The 18,638-nt window shown below is 48.6% G+C and carries 17 protein-coding genes and 3 pseudogenes; 4 read left to right on the top strand and 16 right to left on the bottom strand.

The genetic code is table 11. The features are described from left to right. Positions 1-12 precede the first annotated feature (12 nt). Genes D368_RS16335 through D368_RS16345 form a run of 3 tightly spaced genes read right to left on the bottom strand, consistent with a single transcriptional unit; the run spans position 13 to position 2,655 of the window. Positions 13-771 (bottom strand): iron ABC transporter ATP-binding protein, encoded by a 759-nt coding sequence (locus tag D368_RS16335; protein ID WP_071392129.1) that lies wholly within the window; start codon positions 769-771, stop codon positions 13-15. Further along, a complete protein-coding gene (locus tag D368_RS16340) occupies positions 765-1,712 on the bottom strand; it encodes an iron chelate uptake ABC transporter family permease subunit (RefSeq protein WP_007410274.1) in 948 nt (315 codons plus the stop codon). Before D368_RS16340 ends, D368_RS16335 begins: the two co-directional genes overlap by 7 nt. Then, the gene (locus D368_RS16345) at positions 1,702-2,655 is read right to left on the bottom strand and encodes an ABC transporter permease (protein WP_003156332.1); all 954 of its coding nucleotides are present in this window, start codon (positions 2,653-2,655) and stop codon (positions 1,702-1,704) included. Before D368_RS16345 ends, D368_RS16340 begins: the two co-directional genes overlap by 11 nt. A gap of 414 nt (positions 2,656-3,069) precedes the next feature. Here D368_RS16345 and D368_RS16350 point away from each other — a divergent pair, with 414 nt between their 5' ends. Further along, entirely contained in the window at positions 3,070-4,434 is a 1,365-nt protein-coding gene (locus D368_RS16350; RefSeq protein WP_101562697.1) for an aspartate kinase, read from the top strand. 79 nt (positions 4,435-4,513) lie between these two features. Beyond that, entirely contained in the window at positions 4,514-4,624 is a 111-nt protein-coding gene (locus D368_RS16355; protein ID WP_369719092.1) for a YjcZ family sporulation protein, read from the top strand. A gap of 150 nt (positions 4,625-4,774) precedes the next feature. Here D368_RS16355 and phrC read toward each other — a convergent pair whose 3' ends face one another. The 5 genes and pseudogenes from phrC to yclJ all read right to left on the bottom strand — a co-directional run bounded on the left by phrC (position 4,775) and on the right by yclJ (position 8,280). Next, positions 4,775-4,894: a phosphatase RapC inhibitor PhrC gene (gene phrC / locus D368_RS16360; RefSeq protein ID WP_003156334.1), complete on the bottom strand. Its 120-nt coding sequence runs from the start codon at positions 4,892-4,894 to the stop codon at positions 4,775-4,777. After that, positions 4,878-6,024, bottom strand: a pseudogene (locus tag D368_RS16365) (response regulator aspartate phosphatase). Before D368_RS16365 ends, phrC begins: the two are co-directional and overlap by 17 nt. 43 nt (positions 6,025-6,067) lie before the next feature. Further along, positions 6,068-6,190, bottom strand: coding sequence for a hypothetical protein (locus tag D368_RS20295; RefSeq protein ID WP_003156337.1), 123 nt, complete (start codon positions 6,188-6,190; stop codon positions 6,068-6,070). Further along, a complete protein-coding gene (gene yclK / locus D368_RS16370; protein ID WP_128574986.1) occupies positions 6,177-7,607 on the bottom strand; it encodes a two-component system sensor histidine kinase YclK in 1,431 nt (476 codons plus the stop codon). Before yclK ends, D368_RS20295 begins: the two co-directional genes overlap by 14 nt. Beyond that, the gene (gene yclJ, locus D368_RS16375; protein WP_007410267.1) at positions 7,597-8,280 is read right to left on the bottom strand and encodes a two-component system response regulator YclJ; all 684 of its coding nucleotides are present in this window, start codon (positions 8,278-8,280) and stop codon (positions 7,597-7,599) included. Before yclJ ends, yclK begins: the two co-directional genes overlap by 11 nt. Before the next feature lie 212 nt (positions 8,281-8,492). On the opposite strand from yclJ, the pseudogene D368_RS16380 reads away from it, so the two are divergent. After that, a pseudogene (locus D368_RS16380) lies at positions 8,493-9,928 on the top strand (ABC transporter permease). A gap of 14 nt (positions 9,929-9,942) precedes the next feature. After that, positions 9,943-10,626: an ABC transporter ATP-binding protein gene (locus D368_RS16385; RefSeq protein ID WP_070081357.1), complete on the top strand. Its 684-nt coding sequence runs from the start codon at positions 9,943-9,945 to the stop codon at positions 10,624-10,626. A 103-nt stretch (positions 10,627-10,729) separates the two neighbouring features. Here D368_RS16385 and D368_RS16390 read toward each other — a convergent pair whose 3' ends face one another. The 8 genes and pseudogenes from D368_RS16390 to gerKB form a co-directional block, all read right to left on the bottom strand. After that, positions 10,730-12,076, bottom strand: a complete 1,347-nt coding sequence (locus tag D368_RS16390) for an MmgE/PrpD family protein (protein ID WP_101562695.1) — start codon at positions 12,074-12,076, stop codon at positions 10,730-10,732. After that, positions 12,073-13,224: a M20 peptidase aminoacylase family protein gene (locus D368_RS16395; protein WP_101562694.1), complete on the bottom strand. Its 1,152-nt coding sequence runs from the start codon at positions 13,222-13,224 to the stop codon at positions 12,073-12,075. The genes D368_RS16390 and D368_RS16395 overlap by 4 nt, the downstream gene beginning before the upstream one ends. Before the next feature lie 17 nt (positions 13,225-13,241). Beyond that, positions 13,242-13,991 carry an amino acid ABC transporter ATP-binding protein gene (locus tag D368_RS16400; RefSeq protein ID WP_003156349.1) on the bottom strand — a complete coding sequence of 250 codons (750 nt, stop codon included), beginning with the start codon at positions 13,989-13,991 and terminating at the stop codon, positions 13,242-13,244. A 13-nt stretch (positions 13,992-14,004) separates the two neighbouring features. Further along, a complete protein-coding gene (locus D368_RS16405) occupies positions 14,005-14,679 on the bottom strand; it encodes an amino acid ABC transporter permease (protein ID WP_003156350.1) in 675 nt (224 codons plus the stop codon). 22 nt (positions 14,680-14,701) lie between these two features. After that, the gene (locus tag D368_RS16410; protein WP_025853766.1) at positions 14,702-15,493 is read right to left on the bottom strand and encodes an amino acid ABC transporter substrate-binding protein; all 792 of its coding nucleotides are present in this window, start codon (positions 15,491-15,493) and stop codon (positions 14,702-14,704) included. 33 nt (positions 15,494-15,526) lie between these two features. After that, positions 15,527-16,012: pseudogene (locus D368_RS16415) on the bottom strand (GNAT family N-acetyltransferase); the annotation flags it as partial. Between the two features lie 13 nt (positions 16,013-16,025). Then, entirely contained in the window at positions 16,026-17,351 is a 1,326-nt protein-coding gene (locus tag D368_RS16420) for an LLM class flavin-dependent oxidoreductase (RefSeq protein ID WP_101562693.1), read from the bottom strand. A gap of 168 nt (positions 17,352-17,519) precedes the next feature. After that, entirely contained in the window at positions 17,520-18,638 is a 1,119-nt protein-coding gene (gene gerKB, locus D368_RS16425) for an endospore germination permease GerKB (RefSeq protein ID WP_025853768.1), read from the bottom strand.

Raw genomic sequence — 18,638 nt, forward strand, 5'->3', positions numbered from 1 at the left:
CTCATCTGGTTTTTAAGAAAAGTACACACCGATCCGCTGACTGTCAATCTCTTGAATCGGGATGGTCATATCATAAATATCTTCAAGCACGGAGGTTTCAATGATCTCCTCCGCCGGCCCTTCTTTGACGATCCGGCCGTTTTTCAGTGCGACAATATGGTCTGAATAGACGGATGCGAAGTTGATATCGTGAATCACTACGACGACCGTTTTTCCGAAGTCTTCCACAAGCCGCTTCAACAGCTTCATCATTTCAACGGAATGCTTCATATCTAAATTGTTCAGCGGCTCATCGAGAAAAATATAGTCCGTATCCTGAGCGATGATCATCGCGATAAACGCCCTCTGACACTGGCCTCCGCTGAGCTGATCGAGGTATTTATCCTTTAAGTCATCCAGCTTCATATAACTGAGGGCCTGATTGATATGCACCCAATCTTCATCCGTCAGTTTCCCCTGGGAATACGGAAATCTGCCGAAGCTGACCAGGTCTTTAATTGTCAGTCTGATATTGATTTGGTTCGTCTGCTTCAGGATGCTGATTTTTTTCGCCAGATCGTTGCTTTTACAGGACCCGATCTCTTGCCCGTCGACCGTGATTTCTCCGGAATCCGTCTTAATCAGCCGGCTCATGATAGACAGCAGCGTGCTTTTTCCCGCGCCGTTCGGACCGATAAACGAGGTGAGCCTGCCCTTTTGGATGGATAGAGACGTTTTCTCAAGGACGACTTTCCCTCCGTATTGTTTGCTTACATTTTTGACCTCTACCATGATTTATTCTCCTTTAACAGCAGATAGATAAAATAAATCCCGCCGGCAAAATTAATGATGACGCTCAGCGTCGTGGAAAACGTGAACACTTTCTCCACGACGAACTGGCCCCCGACGAGCGCGACGATGCTGATCAGGACGGAACCCGCGATTAAATACGTGTGCCTGTAGGTTTTTAAAAACTCTCTCGCCAGATTGACGACAAGCAGTCCTAAAAACATAATCGGCCCGACAAGAGCTGTAGAGACAGACACAAGAATGGCGACGACGATGAGCATCTGTTTCACAAGCTTATCGTAATCAATCCCAAGGTTGACGGCGTGCTCCCTGCCGAGCGACAGCACGTCAAAAAACCGCGTGAACCGCCAGACATAAATGCCTGTCAGAAGAAAGACAGCACCGGCAAATCCTAAAAGATCGGTGTTAATATTGTTAAAGCTGGCAAACATTTTGTCCTGAACAACCTGGAACTCATTCGGATCAATCAGCATCTGCATAAAGGATGACAGACTGTTGAACAGCGTGCCGAACACGACGCCGACAAGCAGAAGGAAAAACACGTTCCGCCCCTCGCCTTTAAACATGAGCTGATACAAAACGAGTGACAAGAGCACCATCAGCCCGACGGAGATGACGAAATTAAGATTTTTGTTCATCATGACGATATTCATTGAACCGAACAGGAACACGATGACGGTCTGAATGAGCATATACAGGGAATCAAGGCCTAAAATGCCCGGTGTCAGTATGCGGTTATTTGTAATCGTCTGGAAGATGACCGTTGAAAACGCGATCGCTCCTCCGGTGAGCATCATGGCAAGCACTTTGAAGCATCGTCTCGGCAGGGAGTATTCCCAATTGCCCAGTCCGTAGAACAGAAAGAATCCGATACATATCATGGCGAGCGCCGCCAGCAGCGTAATTTTTTTATTATGACTCATATGCTTTTCTCCTTAACAGCATATACAGGAAGATGCCGCTGCCGATAACACCGACCATCAGGCCGATGGAAATTTCGTACGGGAAGATGATCACCCTTCCCAAAATGTCGCAAAACAGCACAAAAACAGCGCCCAAGAGAGCGGTGTGAGGCAGGCTGCTCCTCAGGTTGTCCCCTTTGTAAATCGACACCATATTGGGAATGATCAAACCGAGAAACGGCAGCATCCCGACGGTCAGGATCACCAGTGAAGCGATGAGAGACACGATAATCAGACCGATATTGACGACGCGTTTGTATTTCAGGCCGAGATTGACGGAAAAGCTCTCTCCCATTCCCGCCACCGTAAATTTATCCGCATAGACATAAGCGATGATCACCAGCGGGATACTCAGATATAAAAGCTCATACCTGCCTTTGACAACCAGTGAGAAATCTCCCTGCAGCCAAGATGACAGGTTTTGGATCAGGTCGTATTTATATGCGATAAACGTGGCGATTGAGCTGACGATATTCCCAAGCATTAAACCGACGAGAGGAATAAAAATCGCATCATTGAACTTGATTCTCTCGAGGATTTTCATGAAAAGGAAATTTCCCGCCAACGCGAAAATAAAAGCGATAGACATTTTCACAAGCGGACTCGCTGACGTAAAAAGCATTAATGAAATCAAAATTCCGAGCCTTGCCCAGTCCATCGTTCCCGCAGTCGTCGGCGATACAAATTTATTCCGGCTGATCTGCTGCATGATTAATCCGCAGATGCTCAGGCTCATGCCGGCGATGATAATGCTCACCAAACGCGGCAGCCGGCTGTCAAACAATGTACCTGCCTGTTCTTTATTTAAATGAAAAATATCCAGCGGCGACAAATCTTCTACACCGATAAATATAGAAGTACACGCCAAAACCGCCAGTAGCAAAAGTAAGTAACGTAGCTTCATGCTGCCTCCCTGCACCCATCACAAACGGTATGACTGATTGCCAAACAACTCCCATATATCCCCACTCGTAATGATTATCATTATCAACGACAACTATAATCTTATCATCTTTCCAAGCGCAGTCAATACAGTTTTGCTTTCAAAAGCGGTCATCCGCGGGCCGTACACTAAATTGTCTTACAATCAGTCTATCAAGAATTTGCAGGATTTTCTATAACCTTCATTTGGCTGCTTATCATTTTTTGCACATGATGACACGCTTGAGGGAAACAAATCTGACAAACTGCGGTAAAATTCCTCCACGAAAATACAAATGTTCTCCCTGCGTAGAAAAAATCCTTGATTTACATGTTTGAAAGAGAGATAATAAAAATTAAATTTGTGAGAAAATTTAAATATTAGGGGATGTAAATCATGAAAGTTGTAAAATTCGGAGGCAGCTCTCTTGCGTCAGGAGCCCAGCTTGAGAAAGTGTTTCAAATCGTGACGGCTGACCCCTCGCGGAAAGCCGTCGTCGTATCGGCGCCGGGAAAACGCTTCTCGGACGATACAAAGGTGACGGATCTGTTAATCAGCTGTGCGGAGCATTATTTGCAAAAAGGTGCAGCGCCTGAGCTTGCCGAACCGGTCATTGAACGGTACGCCGCCATCGCGCGTGATCTGAACCTGGATTTCTCTATTATAGAAAGAATCCGCAGTGACCTATTCGCTCTCTTAAACAGCAGCAAAACCAATCCCGAACAATATATGGATGCGGTGAAAGCGAGCGGCGAGGACAACAACGCGAAGCTGATCGCAGCCTACTTCCGCCGGCAGGGCGTGAAAGCGGAATACGTAAGTCCGAAAGAAGCGGGGCTGTTTGTGACGAATGAACCCGGAAGCGCGCAGGTGCTCCCTGAATCTTATGATCATTTGTACCGTCTGAGAAACCGTGAAGGCTTGATCATTTTTCCGGGATTTTTCGGTTACACGAAGGAGCATGAGATTGTGACGTTTTCCCGGAGCGGTTCTGATATTACCGGCTCCATTCTCGCCAGCGGCTTAAAAGCCGACCTGTACGAAAACTTTACTGATGTGGACGCCGTCTATTCCGTCAACCCGTCAATCGTGCGGCATCCGAAAGAAATTAACGAACTGACGTATCGGGAAATGCGTGAGCTCTCCTATGCCGGGTTTTCCGTTTTTCATGATGAAGCGCTGATTCCCGCATTTCGGGCCGGCATCCCCGTTCAGATTAAGAATACGAATAATCCGGATGCGAAAGGAACGCGCGTCGTCAGCAGCCGTGACAATACGAACGGGCCAGTCATCGGCATCGCAAGCGACACGGGCTTTTGCAGCATTTACATAAGCAAATATTTAATGAACCGGGAAATCGGTTTCGGCCGCAAAGCCCTTCACATTTTGGAGGAAGAAGGATTGACGTATGAACACGTTCCATCCGGCATTGACGACATCACGATCATCCTTCGGCACAATCAGATGGACTCAGAACTGGAACACAGGCTCGTCACCCGTCTGAAGCAGGAACTTCAAGCAGATGAAGTCACAGTCAGGCACAATCTGGCGCTGATTATGGTCGTCGGGGAAGCGATGCGCCATAATGTCGGCACAACCGCCAGGGCATCCAAAGCACTGTCCGAAGCCGGCGTCAACATCGAGATGATCAATCAGGGGTCATCGGAAGTCAGCATGATGTTCGGGGTGAAAGAAGAACAGGAAAAACACGCGGTGCGGGCGCTGTATGACGAGTTTTTCGCCGGAGTCTTACTCTCATAGGACACCGCCTCTTTTTTCTCTTGTCCACTAATATCCCTTACAAAGCAGCTTCTTTTACATATTGTATGGTATAGACAATATGGAGGTGAAGCTCATGTCAGGATATTCTGGAATCAGCTCTTTCGCTTTGATCGTTGTTTTATTTATCCTGTTGGTTATTGTAGGTACTGCCTATGTTGGCGGTTTCTAAGCATCACTCCGTCTATATGAGGACGCTGCGGGTTTTGACCTGCGGCGTTTTCTTTTGTTTTCCGCCGCTGTCCAAGTCCGGCCCCGCAAAAAAAAAGACTGCCGGGAACATTCCCGGGCAGTCTTTTCCTTTGTTCAGGTTATTTTCTTCTCACGTCATTCCTCTTTCAGCTACATGGAATTCAGCCTGATCTGTCTGGCCTGCACCTGTCACTGTAAAAATCGCGGCGGCTGCTAAACAAATAACAAACCATTTAGATTTCAATTTCATACAAACCCTCACTCCTTTGTATTTGTTTCCTTGCCTCTTCGACTTTCAGAAAATAGTCAGAAGAAATCTTAAAGCAATTTTGTTCATAGTAATATTTAGCTGCTTCTAGTGCTAAATCCTCTATATCGGCGTATAAATTTTTATCTTCCAGGTAACGGAAACATGCGCTGATTTTTTCCTCATCCGGTTTCGCCTGATACAGAGCCTGCAGCCATTCGAATTTTACCGTGTAAACGGGATCGTCTGTTTCTTTAGCATATTCATATCCCCGCTTGTGATATTCCGACGCTTTTTCTTTTTTCCGAGTTTAAAGTAAATGAGTGTGATTAGAAAATATGCTTGAGGAAGAGAATTGACGATTCTTTGTGATTCAAATGTATCAACCGCCCGTTCAAAGTACGGAATCGCTTCGCCGATGCGGTCCTGATTGTAGTAGCACAGTCCGAGGTTATACAGCGCCCTCCCGACAAGCTGCGCTTTTTGTTCTTTTTCGGCCATTTGCAGAGCGTGCTGAAAATGTTTGGCCGCCTGTTCAAAGCGCCTTTCATCCATTAAATTGACGCCGAATACAAAATGGCATTGAATGATCCGGACGTTATATGTGTCCTGCTCTACGTAAATTTCATAAGCGTTTTTTATATGTATCAAAGAAAATACGTTTGTTTCATATGATAATAAGCTTCGGCCACTTTAAAATAAAACTCCGCCCGTTCCACGTGGTCCGATACGAAGGCCAGTTTTTTCTCAGCTTGTTTATAATACGTAATCGCTGAGATAAATTCTCTTTTATCAAATTCAAACATGCCTTTGAAAAAGTTGACGTAATAATCGAGAAGCCCTTTGAGGCCGGCCTGGCTGTTATCAATGTTATCAAGAATTTCCGACAGGGTCGGCTGGTCTTCTATCTTCAGTTTTTCCAGCGGCTCCAAGTAGTCCAGCATCAGCTGATGGCGAAATTCCATGAGGGAATAATAAAGCACTAAGTTTGAATCAGGCTCCATACGGTCAAGCTCTTGTTTGATCTCGGCCTTCAAGATCTCCGCATCCGGCACGCTGAATGTTCTGATGTATCGATACCACTCGTTAATTTTCTGCCCGACTGCTGAAGAAGGAATTAACCCGCTCTTCATTCCTTCACCCTCCCCATCCAAGACCTGTTTACCAGTTATTTTATCACGTTTCCGTGTCTTTCCATCCCGAAAAACACGCAAACTTTGTTTCGGCAGAGCGCAATTTTCCGAGTGAAGATAAAACAGCCGGCAGCCAGACGGGACTGCCGGTTTCAAGATGATTCATGTTTCGTATTCAGCGGAAGGCGGATTGTAAAGGTCGTGCCTTTTCCTTTTTCGCTGTCAATATCTATCGTGCCCTTGTGCATTTCGACGAGCTGCCTGACGATGGACAGGCCGAGTCCGTATTCGCCGTATGCCGTATTCGTCCGGGACACGTCCGCCTTATAAAACCGCTCCCATATATGCTCAATTTCCTCTTTGGAGATGCCGATTCCGGTGTCTTCGATCTCAATCACCGTTTCTTTATAGCCTTCATACCCGCGCAGCGTGATGTCTCCGTTTTGCGTAAATTGAATGCTGTTTTTCGTGATATTGACGAGAATCTGGATCAGCCTGTCATAATCGGCGAACACTTTGACGCCGTCCTCCGCCTGAATCCGCAGCTGATTTTGTTTTTCCTCCGCCTGCTGATTGAGATGCTCTTTAATAATTTCAAACACCTCGATGAGCGGCAGACTGAGCTTGTCCAGTTTGATTTGCTGGGATCTGATTTTTTCATAATCCAGGTTTTCTTTCACGAGCCTGAGCATCCGCTTCGTTTCTTCGCTGATCAGAGAGAAGCATTTCTCTTTATCTTTTTCCGGGATGGTGTTGCTGTTAAGCCCCTCCACAAGTCCGTTAATGGTCGTCAAAGGCGTTCTCAGCTCATGGGAGACATCGGCGATAAATTGGCGCCTCCGTTTTTCCAGGCGGTCAATCTGCTCTCTCGATTGCTTCAGATTTTTGGCCATGGTGTTGAAATCGGACGCCAGCATGCCGATTTCATCGCCGCCGCTGTTCTTGAGCGAAATATCGTAATCACCGGACGCCACTTTTCCGGTCGCATCCCGCAATGTCTGAATCCGCTTGACGTGAAATTTAGATAAAAGCCAGCTCAGCAGAATCGTGATGATAAGGGTGCTGATGATCGCGTAAATCATATAGCGGTTGACCTGGCTGATCATCTCCTCGACCCCTCTGACGGGAGACACGAGCAGCACCGCGCCTTTAAATTGATCGTTGATAAACAGCGGTTTTGCGACAAGCGATACTTCCAAGCCTTCCGTATTAAAACGGTTCATCTCCGCTCTGATCTGAACGGTTTTCCCTTGCTTCAGCAAGTGCCACTCTTTACTTTTCAGCTTCTCGCGCGGGGGCATATCGTCAGGAAAAAAGTACGGCCGCTGATGTTCATCAAAAATAATAAACCTGGTCTCGCGCGTTTTTAACATATCCTGATACGGATACAGGCGGCGCAGATCAAGATCGCGTCCGTTCAGCTCACTTGTGATCTGCCGGGCGTAAGAAGACAGCTCATCCACTTTATTTTGATACGCAAAATCTTTCACAAAATGCGAAAACAGGGAAATGATGATGAAAAAGGCCAAAATCAAAATGCTGACATGGCTTAACAGCAGCTGATATAAGTATTTAATCCTCATCAAATTTGTATCCTACCCCCCACACCGTGTATAAAAACGGTTTTTCCTCACTGGACAGTTTTTTGCGCAGCCGTTTAATATGAACATCAACCGTACGTTCATCGCCGTAAAATTGATAGCCCCACACCTGCTCAAGCAGCTGCTCTCTCGAAAAGACCTGGCGCGGATTTTGTGCGAGATAAAAGAGCAGATCGAATTCCTTCGGCGTCAGATTCTCGACAGGCTTTCCGTGCAGAAACACTTCCCGCGTCTTCTTATTGATTGAAAAACACGCCGTTTCGATCAAGTCGTCGCTTTTTACGGCCTGCCCCGTCGCCCGATATCTTCTGATCACCGCTTTAATCCGCGCTACTAGCGTCAGCGGGCTGAACGGCTTGGTGACATAGTCGTCGGCCCCCATTTCAAACCCGATCACCTGATCTGACTCCGTGTCCTTTGCGGTCAGCATAATAATCGGCACACTGCTCGTCTCTCTTATTTTCCGACAGATCGTCACTCCGTCCATAGATGGAAGCATAATATCCAGAATGACCAAATCCCAGTCCTCTTCCGTGAACCGCTGATAGCCTTCCACTCCGTCATGGACAAATTCTGCTTCAAATCCTTCTTTAAAAAAGAACATTTCCGTCATGGTGCATACGCTTATATTGTCTTCTATCATTAATATCTTCATTGGTTCCTCCGCTTATCTTGACGCTTTTACTTATAATAGCACCATTTTACCCGGATATTTTCGGGTTTCACAATTGTTAGTTTTTATTTCATCACCCGGAAATAGTTTGTTCATATTTTTTTCATACATTTCTCCTACTATATACATATCGGATAACCGATCCTAAAGAAGGCTGGTTTTACAAGATCTGACACCCACACGGAGGAACAGACATGAACTTTATAAAAAGAGCCTTTTGGAGCATGAAGGCAAAAAGGGAAAAACGTTTTTGCAGCTGGTTGTGTTTTCAGTGATTTGCATTTTTGTCCTGTCCGGTCTTACGATCCAGTCAGCGGCAAAGAAATCAAGCGAACTGGCAAGGCAGCAGCTCGGCGGGAGCGTCACACTCCAGGCTGACCGCCAAAAGCAAATGTCGCAGCAGCAAAAAGACGGTGAAAAGAGGACGTTTGAATCAGCGCCGATTTCCGTCTCGGATGCCAAGAAACTTACATCTTTACAGCACGTTAAAAATTACAACTTCCTCACGACAGCGTCAGCAAACGCAGAAAGCTTTGACGCGATAAAAAGCTCAGGCGAATCAGCCGATAACAGTTCCGGCGGAAGCCGTTTTCAAGGCGGCGGAAGACAGATGATTTCAGCGGACATTTCGGTCGAAGGCGTGCTCTCTACGGCGCTGCTTGATGATTTCACAGGCGGGAGCTCAAAAATCACTGACGGCCGCGCCATCACAAAAACAGATGCGGACGCAAAAGTCGCCGTGATCAATGAAACGCTGGCAGATCAAAACAAGCTGAAGGTCGGAGGCTCCATTACAGTTTCCTCAGCAGCGGATGATTCTGTGAGTACAAAGCTTAAAATTGTGGGAATTTATAAAACAACATCATCAGGAGACGATCAGGCAGAGCATTTTTCATTCTTAAACCCTGACAATAAAATCTATACGCCTTACACCGCAGCTGCGGCGTTAAAAGGGTCTGATAACAAAAACAAAATCAGCTCAGCCGTTTATTATATGGATGATGCAAAATATATTGGCTCATTCGTTGCGGCTGCGAAAAAAACATCTATAGATGATAAAACCTACACGCTGACGACAAATGATCAGGTGTATCAGCAAATGGTCGGCCCGATTGAAAATGTCGCGTCATTTTCTAAAAACGTGGTGTACCTTGTATCCATCGCGGGCGCGGTCATTCTCGGATTGATCGTGATGATGTCGATCAGGGAACGCAAGTATGAAATGGGTGTCTTGATGGCGATCGGCGAAAAGCGCTGGAAGCTCATCGGACAATTCTTAACGGAAATTCTGATTGTCGCGGTTATCGCCATCGGGATCGCATCCGTCACGGGCAGCCTTGTGGCGAATCAGCTCGGAAATCAGCTTCTTTCCCAGCAGGTCAGCTCAGCCGATGATTCACAGCAGCAAACAAGCGGCTGGGGCGGAGGAGAAATGCCGCGGGGAGGCGGCATGTTCGGTCAGCATTCATCCGGTGCAGATGTCATCAGTACAATGCAGGTAAACGTTTCGCTGAATGACCTTCTGATTCTCGGCGGGATCGGCGTCGCAATTGCCGTCATCGCCACATTACTGCCGTCTGTATCAGTCATGCGGCTTCACCCTAAAACGATCCTGACCAAGCAGGAATAAGAGGAGGCAGCATAATGAGCCTATTAACCTTTCAACAGACCGGCTACTGGTACCAAGATAAATCCCAGCCGCTGTTTCAGGATATAACGATCAGCTTTGAAAAAGGGAAGTTTTATACAATTGCCGGCGCCTCCGGGACGGGAAAAACCACGTTTCTGTCTCTGGCGGGCGGCCTTGACACACCTAAAGAGGGAAGCATCCTTTATAACGGAGAAGACATCTCCAAAATCGGATTAACCAAATTCAGAAATCAATATGTCTCTATCGTCTTTCAATCTTATCATCTGATCCCGTATATGACGGCGCTCCAGAACGTCACAACCGCGATGGAGATTACCGGATCTAAGGAGAACAACAAAGATGCGTCCGCGCTCAGCATGCTGGATAAAGTCGGCATCACCGAACAGCAGGCCCGTCAGCGGGTGCTGACATTAAGCGGCGGACAGCAGCAGCGCGTTTCAATTGCGCGGGCTTTCTGCTGTGACACGGATTTGATTTGCGCGGACGAGCCGACGGGAAATCTCGACGAGGATACGTCAAAGGAAATCGTCCGGCTCTTTCAGGATCTGGCGCATAAAGACGGCAAATGCGTCATCATGGTTACGCACGACGAACAAATTGCCAAAGTGTCTGATATCAACATCCGCTTATCAAGAGGAAGTTTCACGGCCAAAGAAAACGGCACGGCCGTTTCCTGATACCGCGCCCCTGCCAGCGCAGACGGGGGCGCACCCTATATCCCCCTATTCAATAGAAGTGAACGTAAAAAGAGCGTGGGCTGCATCCCCTCGCTCTTTTTATTTATATCAGCTGTAAATAACGGTCCATATTTGATTGTCCGGCTGCTTTGATCAATTCTTCCGCCTTTTCCTCTTCCCCCGGCAAAGCGAGCCGGAGCTTGTCTTGAATGTCTTTTTCAGAAAGACCGTTTCCCGGCGCTCCCTTCGGACAGTCGATACGTGCTTCATAGATATGACCGCCGGAAGCCGTGACCCGTACAATTGTAAAACGGCCCTTCGGAACGGCGTTGTCAGCCGGCTGAATTTGGTCATCGCAGCTGCGGTGAATCCGCTCAAATCCTTTTTGAAGGGATTCCGGGATCGGCTCGGATGTGAAATGTTCAACTGAAAAATCCTTACCGTGCAAAGCCAAGGTGATCACATATTCTACGCTGAACCGTCCCGCTTCGCCTGTTTTCGGACGCCGTTCTGTCAATGCGGCGTCCCCTCCCGGCGGATAAATCACGTCAATCCGTTCCGTTTGGCCGAAAGTGAGACCATGTTCGGCCTTCAGCTTGAGAATGGCGTCCGCCGCATGATGGGCCGCCGAGCAAAACGGATAAACCTTAAACCAAAGTCCCGGACTCACAATCCGCCAAGGGTTTCCCCACCCGTTTACAAGCAGGGTTTCTGCCCGTTCAAGATCGCCGTACAGTCCGAAAAAACCTTTCTCCCCGTCAAGCGCATGAGCTGAGCCGCCGAAACCGGCCTTTGCAAGCTTTACGGCGAACAACCCGGCTTGGGCGGCCAGTCCGGCGTGGAGCGGCTTCATTTCTGTCCCGAATTGCACTCTCATGCCTCCGGAACGGGCAGCCGCAAACCCGATTGCTTTCTGCAATTGGGTTTGATTCAGATTCTCCGCGAATCCGACGGCGCATGCGGCCGCAATGGCACCTAACGTTCCTGTATTGTGCCAGCCTTTCTCGTAATGATGCCTTCCAGCTGACTCGCCGAGCCGCGCCATCACTTCGATTCCCGTCACATAAGCGCCGAGAAAACGGCTCTTGTCTATCCGGCCGGCTGATGCGGCTGCAATCAAAGCCGGAAGGATGACCGCGCTCGGATGTCCTCTTACATCAGAATGAACATCGTCAAAATCAAGCGCATGTGCGATGAATCCGTTAATGAGCGCGGATTGGGACGGCGTGGTTTTTTGATTTCTGCCGATAAGCGGCGCTATCGGCACCCCGCCTTCTTCTTCGGCCAGTTTTACCAGCTTTTCAACTCCTTTATCCCGTCTCCCCGCAAAAGCCGCCGCTGTAAAATCAAGCAGTCCTTTGCGCGCTTCTTTCATCGCTTCGGCGGATGTTTCCGGTACAGACGACATGACGGCCTGAGCAAGTCCGGCCGTCAGATTTTCCGTATTCATTCCGTCTGCTCCAATACATTGACGGCAAGCCGGGCGAAAAACTCAGCCGCTTTCGGGAGCGCTTTTTCGTCGAGTGTGAAGGCGGGATGGTGCCATTCTTCTGTTCCGTTTGTTCCCATCCAGACGAAGAAGCCGGGGATTTTTTCTTGATATAACGCGAAGTCTTCGCCGCCGGGCGACTGTTCTGCCCGAACGGTTTGAAGCCCGAGATCTTCAGCCGTTTGTTCCGCCGCCTGTATGAAACGGGCGTCGTTCATCACTGACGGCAGGTAAGGAAACCAGCGGAAGTCAGCCTCTGCCCCGAATCCGGCCGCGATTCCTTCGGCAACCCGCTTCATATGTTTCGGAACAGCGTCACGCGCTTCCTTTTGAAACGTCCGGACGGTGCCTTCCATTTCAACATGGTCCGGGATGACATTCCAAGAGCTGCCGCCTTGAACTCTTGTGATGCTGACGACTGCATTGTGAAGCGAGCTGATGTTTCTGCTGACAACCGATTGCAGGCCGCCGATGATCTGTCCTGCCGCCTGAATCGGGTCAATGCTGTTGTCGGGGATTCCGGCGTGGCCGCCTTTTCCTTTCACGGTGATTTCAAAGCGGTCGACACTCGCCATCAGCGGGCCTTCTTTCAGACCGACCGTGCCGACGGGGAGGTCAGGTTTGTTATGCATGCCGAATATCGCCGATACACCGTCAAGCGCGCCGGCTTCAAAGACCTGTCTTGCTCCGGCGGCGATTTCTTCCGCGGGCTGAAAAATAAACCGCACCGTTCCTTTCAGCTCATGCTTTCTCTCATTTAATAAGAAAGCCGTGCCGAGAATAGATGCCGTATGGAAATCATGGCCGCATGCGTGCATCACGCCGCTGTTTCGCGAAGCAAACGGAAGGTTTGTTTTCTCTTCGATCGGCAGTGCGTCGATGTCCGCTCTGACGGCGATGACGGGGCCGCTTTTATCTCCTTTGATTTCAGCGATCACTCCGGTTTGAAGTTTCGGCACATCAAGAACCGTGATTCCTTCTTCCTCCAGCCAGCGGCGGATTTTATTCGTCGTTTCGAATTCCTCGCCTGACAGCTCAGGGTGTTCATGAAGGTCGCGGCGGATATTGATTAAACGTTTGTTTAATGATTCATACGTTTCATTTGCCATTTCTTCTTCTTCCCTTCTTAGACAAGTTCGGCAGGCTCTCCCACTTGCTTAATGAATTTTTTCGTCCGTTCGTTCTGCGGATTGTCAAACAGCTCCTCCGGCGTTCCCTGTTCGATGATGCGTCCGTCCGCCATAAAAATAACTTTGTCGGCTACTTCACGCGCAAAAGCCATCTCATGCGTGACGATGATCATGGTTGTCTGTTTTTCGGCGATTGATTTGATGACTTGGAGCACCCCGGCTACAAGCTCAGGGTCAAGGGCTGAAGTCGGTTCATCCAGTAAAATCGCGTGAGGATCAACGGCCAAGGCTCTCGCAATCCCGATCCGCTGCTGCTGCCCGCCTGACATCGTAATCGGGTAGCTGTCCGCTTTGTGTTCTAAACCGACTTGCCGCAGCAGGTCCATACCGATCTGTTCCGCTTCTTTTTTCGGTTTCTTTTGCGCGGTGATCAGCGCCTCTGTCACATTTTGCAGGGCGGTTTTGTTTTTGAACAGGTTGTAATTCTGAAACACCATCGCCGTCTGCTGGCGAAGCTTGTGTACGTCTTTGCGCGAATAGGACGCTGCATTCAGCTTTGCATCGCCGATTTCAATGATGCCGTCATCCGGGCGCTCCAGCAGATTCAGACAGCGGAGGAGCGTTGATTTTCCCGAGCCTGACGGGCCGATGATGGCCGTGACTTCGCCGCTTTTGATCTCAAGATCGATCCCGTCAAGTACGGTAAGGTCTTTAAATGCTTTTCGAATATGTCTGACTTGTATCATCCTGAGCCTCCTCCTATGTGCGATAAGGCTTGCTGATCGCCCGTTCGAGCAGATCCTGCAGCACACTGTAAATAATCGTAAGAATCCAGTACATGACCGCGACGGCTAAATACGTCTCAAAATATTTGAGGTTGCCTGATGCGTACATTTTTCCTTGGGCGAACATCTCCATCACTCCTAATGTAAAGGCGAGCGATGTTTCTTTTAACAGGCCGATAAATGTATTTCCCGTCGCGGGAAGCGCGTTTCTGACGGCTTGCGGGAAAATGATCCGTCTGTACGCCTGGGATTTTGTCATTCCGACAGACAGACAGGCTTCAAGCTGCCCCTCATCGACTGAGTTGAGCGCAGCGCGGAAGATTTCAGCCAAGTAGGCGGCATTTTTCAGGCTTAGCCCGATAATCGCCGCAGTTAACGCCGTCATCTTGCTCATTCCGGGAAAGAGCTGAGGCAGGCCGTAATAAATTAAGAAAAGCTGCACGAGCGTCGGCACGCCCCGGAAAAATGAAATATACACCTTTGACAGCTGGTGAAGCACAGGAATACGATTTTTTGTGATAAGCGCTAATATAAGGCCGCCGATCACGGCAAATACCATGGCCGCGACGGCCATTAGTAATGTGATCGGCAAGGCTTCAATTAACGCGGGAAAAGCTGAAAACATAAATCCCCAATCAATGCTGTTCATTCTCGAATTTCACCGCCGTTTCTTAATGCTTTGCTTCCTTTGTGATATCTTCGTTAAAGTACTTTTCAGACAGCTTTTTCAGCGTGCCGTCTTTCCGCAGGTCTTCAATGGCTTTGTTTACTTTTTTGCGGATTTTATCGTGAGCCGCATCTTTCGCAAACGGGAAAGCGACTTTTTCATAGACAATCGGGTCTCCTGCTAATTTCAGAGGCAGACCGGTCTTTTTGATCTGGGCGATCAGGACGCTGCGGCTGTTTACATAGGCGTCAACCCGTCCGTAAGCCACGTCTTTCAGCGTACCTTCTTGTGTTTCATATGTTTTTATGTTGATTTTTTTATCCGGGTCCTTGCTCTCAAGGTTTTTCGCGTGGTTTGAGCCCAGAACGGCCGCCACTGTTTTTCCTTTCAGATCATTGACTGATTTGATGTCTTTGTTATCGTTTTTGACGACGATTTGAGTGCCCGCATACGAATACGGTTCTGTGAAGTTATACGTCTTCTTGCGTTCGTCCGTGACAGCAACCTGGTTTGAAATGGTGTCGAGTTTGCCGGTCTGGAGCTCGCCCATCAGTCCGCTGAATTCAAGCAGCTTCCAGTCCAGTTTCATGTTGATTTTTTTCGCAACGGCTTCCATGACATCCACGTCAAAGCCTGTCAGCTTGCCGTTTTCTTTATATGCGAACGGATAGCTTTGTCCCGTGGCGCCGACATGCAGCACGTTATCGCCGCCTTCGCTTTCTTTTCCGTTTCCGCATGCTGTTAAGACCGCCAAAAGCGCGGCAGACAGCAGCAAAGCCCATGTTTTCTTCTTCATTGAAATCCCGCCTTTTCCTATTAAAATGTTAATCCTGCAATTGTTTTTTAAATAGATGGTGATGTGGCCTTTTCCTAAATCCTTTTCGCCTGCGCGGACGTAGCCTTTCCGCTCGTACATGCCGATCAGCCACGGATGCTTGTCCGCTGTGCCCAGTGACACGAAAGGCGCTTTTAATGTATCGCGGAGCACTGTGTTCTCCAGCCACTCCAGCATGTCTGAGCCCGTCCCTTTTTTTCCGGTTTCAGGATCGACGGCGAACCACCAAATATGAGGGACACCGTACGGCCCGGGATTCGGCCCCCACGGCATCCGCAGAGAAATCGTCGCCAGAATCCGTCCGTCTTCCTCCAAAACGTAACAGGCGTTTTTTTGTATGTTAGTTAATACGAGTTCTTTATCCGCCGTGGCAGCGGCAAAGTTGATGCCGAGCTTGCGGATCGGTTCATACGCCCTCAGTGTCAGTGAAAGCAGCTCATCAGCGTCTGCCTCCGTTGCGAGCCGGTATTGTCTTGACATGATGAGCCCTCCTTTAGTCGGCATATCGGTTTGCCGGTTTTTCCAGTCCGAAATGTTCTCTCAGCGTCGTTCCTTCATACTCTTTTCTGAACACGCCCCGTTCTTGTAAAATCGGAATCACTTTGTCTACAAAAAGAGTGAGACCTTCAGGCAAAAGCGGAGGCATGATGTTGAAGCCGTCACAAGCTTGTTTTCCGACCCATTCTTCCATCTTATCGGCAAGCTGTTCTGGCGTTCCGACAAAGATATGATGGCCTCTTGAACCCGCCACATATTTGTACAGCTCGCGGATGGTCATGTTATCGCGTTTGGCCATCTCCTGAACGAGCTTGAACCGGCTTTTAACGGCATTCGACGCATCCGCATCCAATTCAGGCAGCGGGCCGTCAAGCGGGCAGGCGGAAAGGTCGACGCCGCCCAGATAGTTTTGCAGAATGTTCAGGCCGACAGACGGAATGATGAGGTCTTGGAGCTCTTCATATTTTGCCTGCGCTTCTTCTTCGGTATCGGCGATAACGGGAAAGATCCCCGGCATGATCGCAATTTTTTCAGGATCACGGCCGAAAGAAGCCGCTTGTTCTTTAATAGATTGATAGAATTCCTGCGCGGACTCCAAATGATTTTGCGCGGTGAAAATGACCTCCGCCGTTTTGGCGGCCAGCGCTTTTCCGTCTCCTGATGATCCGGCCTGAATAATGACCGGGCGCCCTTGAGGTGTGCGGGCGACATTTAACGGCCCTCTCACGGAGAAATATGTTCCTTTATGGTTCAATTCATGCATTTTGTCTTTATCGAAAAATGCTCCTGACTCTTTGTCACGGATAAAGGCGTCTTCCTCCCACGAATCCCATAATCCTTTGACGACTTCCACGAATTCTTCCGCGCGCTGATATCTGAGACGGTGCTCAAGATGCTTTTCGCCGCTGAAATTAAGCGCGGTCGATTCAATCGAAGATGTGACGACATTCCAGCCCGCGCGGCCGTTGGAAAGATGATCAAGCGATGCAAATTGTCTCGCGATATGGAACGGTTCGCTGTATGTGGTAGACGCGGTCGCCGCCAGACCGATGCGGGATGTGACCTGAGCGAGCGCCGACAGCAGCGTAAACGGCTCAAAGCGCGTCAGCACATTCGGATGTGATTTGCCGTCTATTGATAAACTGTCCGCCAAAAACAGCATGTCCAATTTCCCACGCTCAGCCGTTTTCGCCAGTTCTTTGAAATAATCCAAATTCATGCTCGCGTCCGCCGGTGCCTGAGGATGTCTCCAAGAAGCGACATGATGGCCGGTGCCCGCGAGAAACACACCGAGTTTGATTTCTTTTTTCTTTGTCATGATGGATCTCCTTCTATTCTGAAATACGGTTCAGAAAATATTAACACCACTAAACCTATATTTCCTAGTAATTTTATAAGAATAAATCAAAATGTACAATTGTCACGCAAGTTTGTCAATGCATTAAGACAAAAATCATGATTTTTAAAATAACCCGGCGCACCGGCCGGGTTATTTCTTCGAAACTGTATAGACGGTCCCTTTGACCTTTTTCTTAATAACAGCAATGATAAGCAGCAAAACGGGGAACAGCACTTGAAACGGAAGATGAATATAGATCGGCACAATGTTTAAGCCTTCATTCATGTGTTCCGAAAAATTGCTTGCGATGCTGATGGAGAGAATCAGCACCCCCAATCCGACCGGAAAGGCCAGCTGGGACGGGTTTTTTTCTTTAAACAGCGTGGACACGCCCACGACAACCGCATATGTAAAAAGGCTGACTTTGAAAAAACCGCCGATGACGAGCACGAGCATGAAAAAGACATCCAGCCGGTCTAAAAACTCTTCCACTTTAATCGTCTGTATGGTGCTCAGCAGCGGAAATTGAGAGCGGAGCATTAAGTTGACGTCCAGCACACAAATATTAATCGCCACTGACATCGCCAAAAACAGCCCGCTGATGATAATCGCCAGAAATCCGGTTTTCTTCACCTTTTTCCGATCTTTTAAATAAGGGAAAATCATGACAAACACGATTAATTCACCGAACGGGATGAACATCGTCTGTTTAAACACGGAATAAATGACCGTTCCTGCACCCTCCGCTAAAACGGGCTGGAGAAATCTGAGGTTGATCGTGCCTGAGCTGATAATGAGGATCAGCCCGACAGCTGTCAGAAAATACATAATGCCAAACAGCAGCTCGCCGGCCCTCGCTATCACTTCAATTCCCTTTCTGACCGCAAATATCGCGGCGATCATCAGCATGGCATTCACAATTAAAAGCGGCGTGTCCTGGTAGGCGAAGGTGACAAGCATTTCGCCAAAATCCCGCAATACGCGGGCCGCGATATAAGAAAAATAGAGAATATAAAGAAGCGAGACCGCCCAGCTCAGATGTCTGCCGATCAGTTCGTTCATGTAATCTCTCGGTGAAGACTCAGGAAAAAATTGATACAGGGCCTGATAAACGTAGAAAAGTCCGAGGCCGGTAACGCACCCGAGAAGCACGGACAGCCACGCATCCCGCCCAGCCATCGTGCCCGGCGGGATCAATAACGAACTGCCCAATTCAAACAAAATGATCATAATAAACAGCTGACGCGTGCCGATTTTCGCATTTTCCAT

Origin of the sequence: Paenibacillus lentimorbus NRRL B-30488, from assembly GCF_000411595.1 — a bacterium.
Taxonomy (GTDB): domain Bacteria; phylum Bacillota; class Bacilli; order Bacillales; family Bacillaceae; genus Bacillus; species Bacillus velezensis.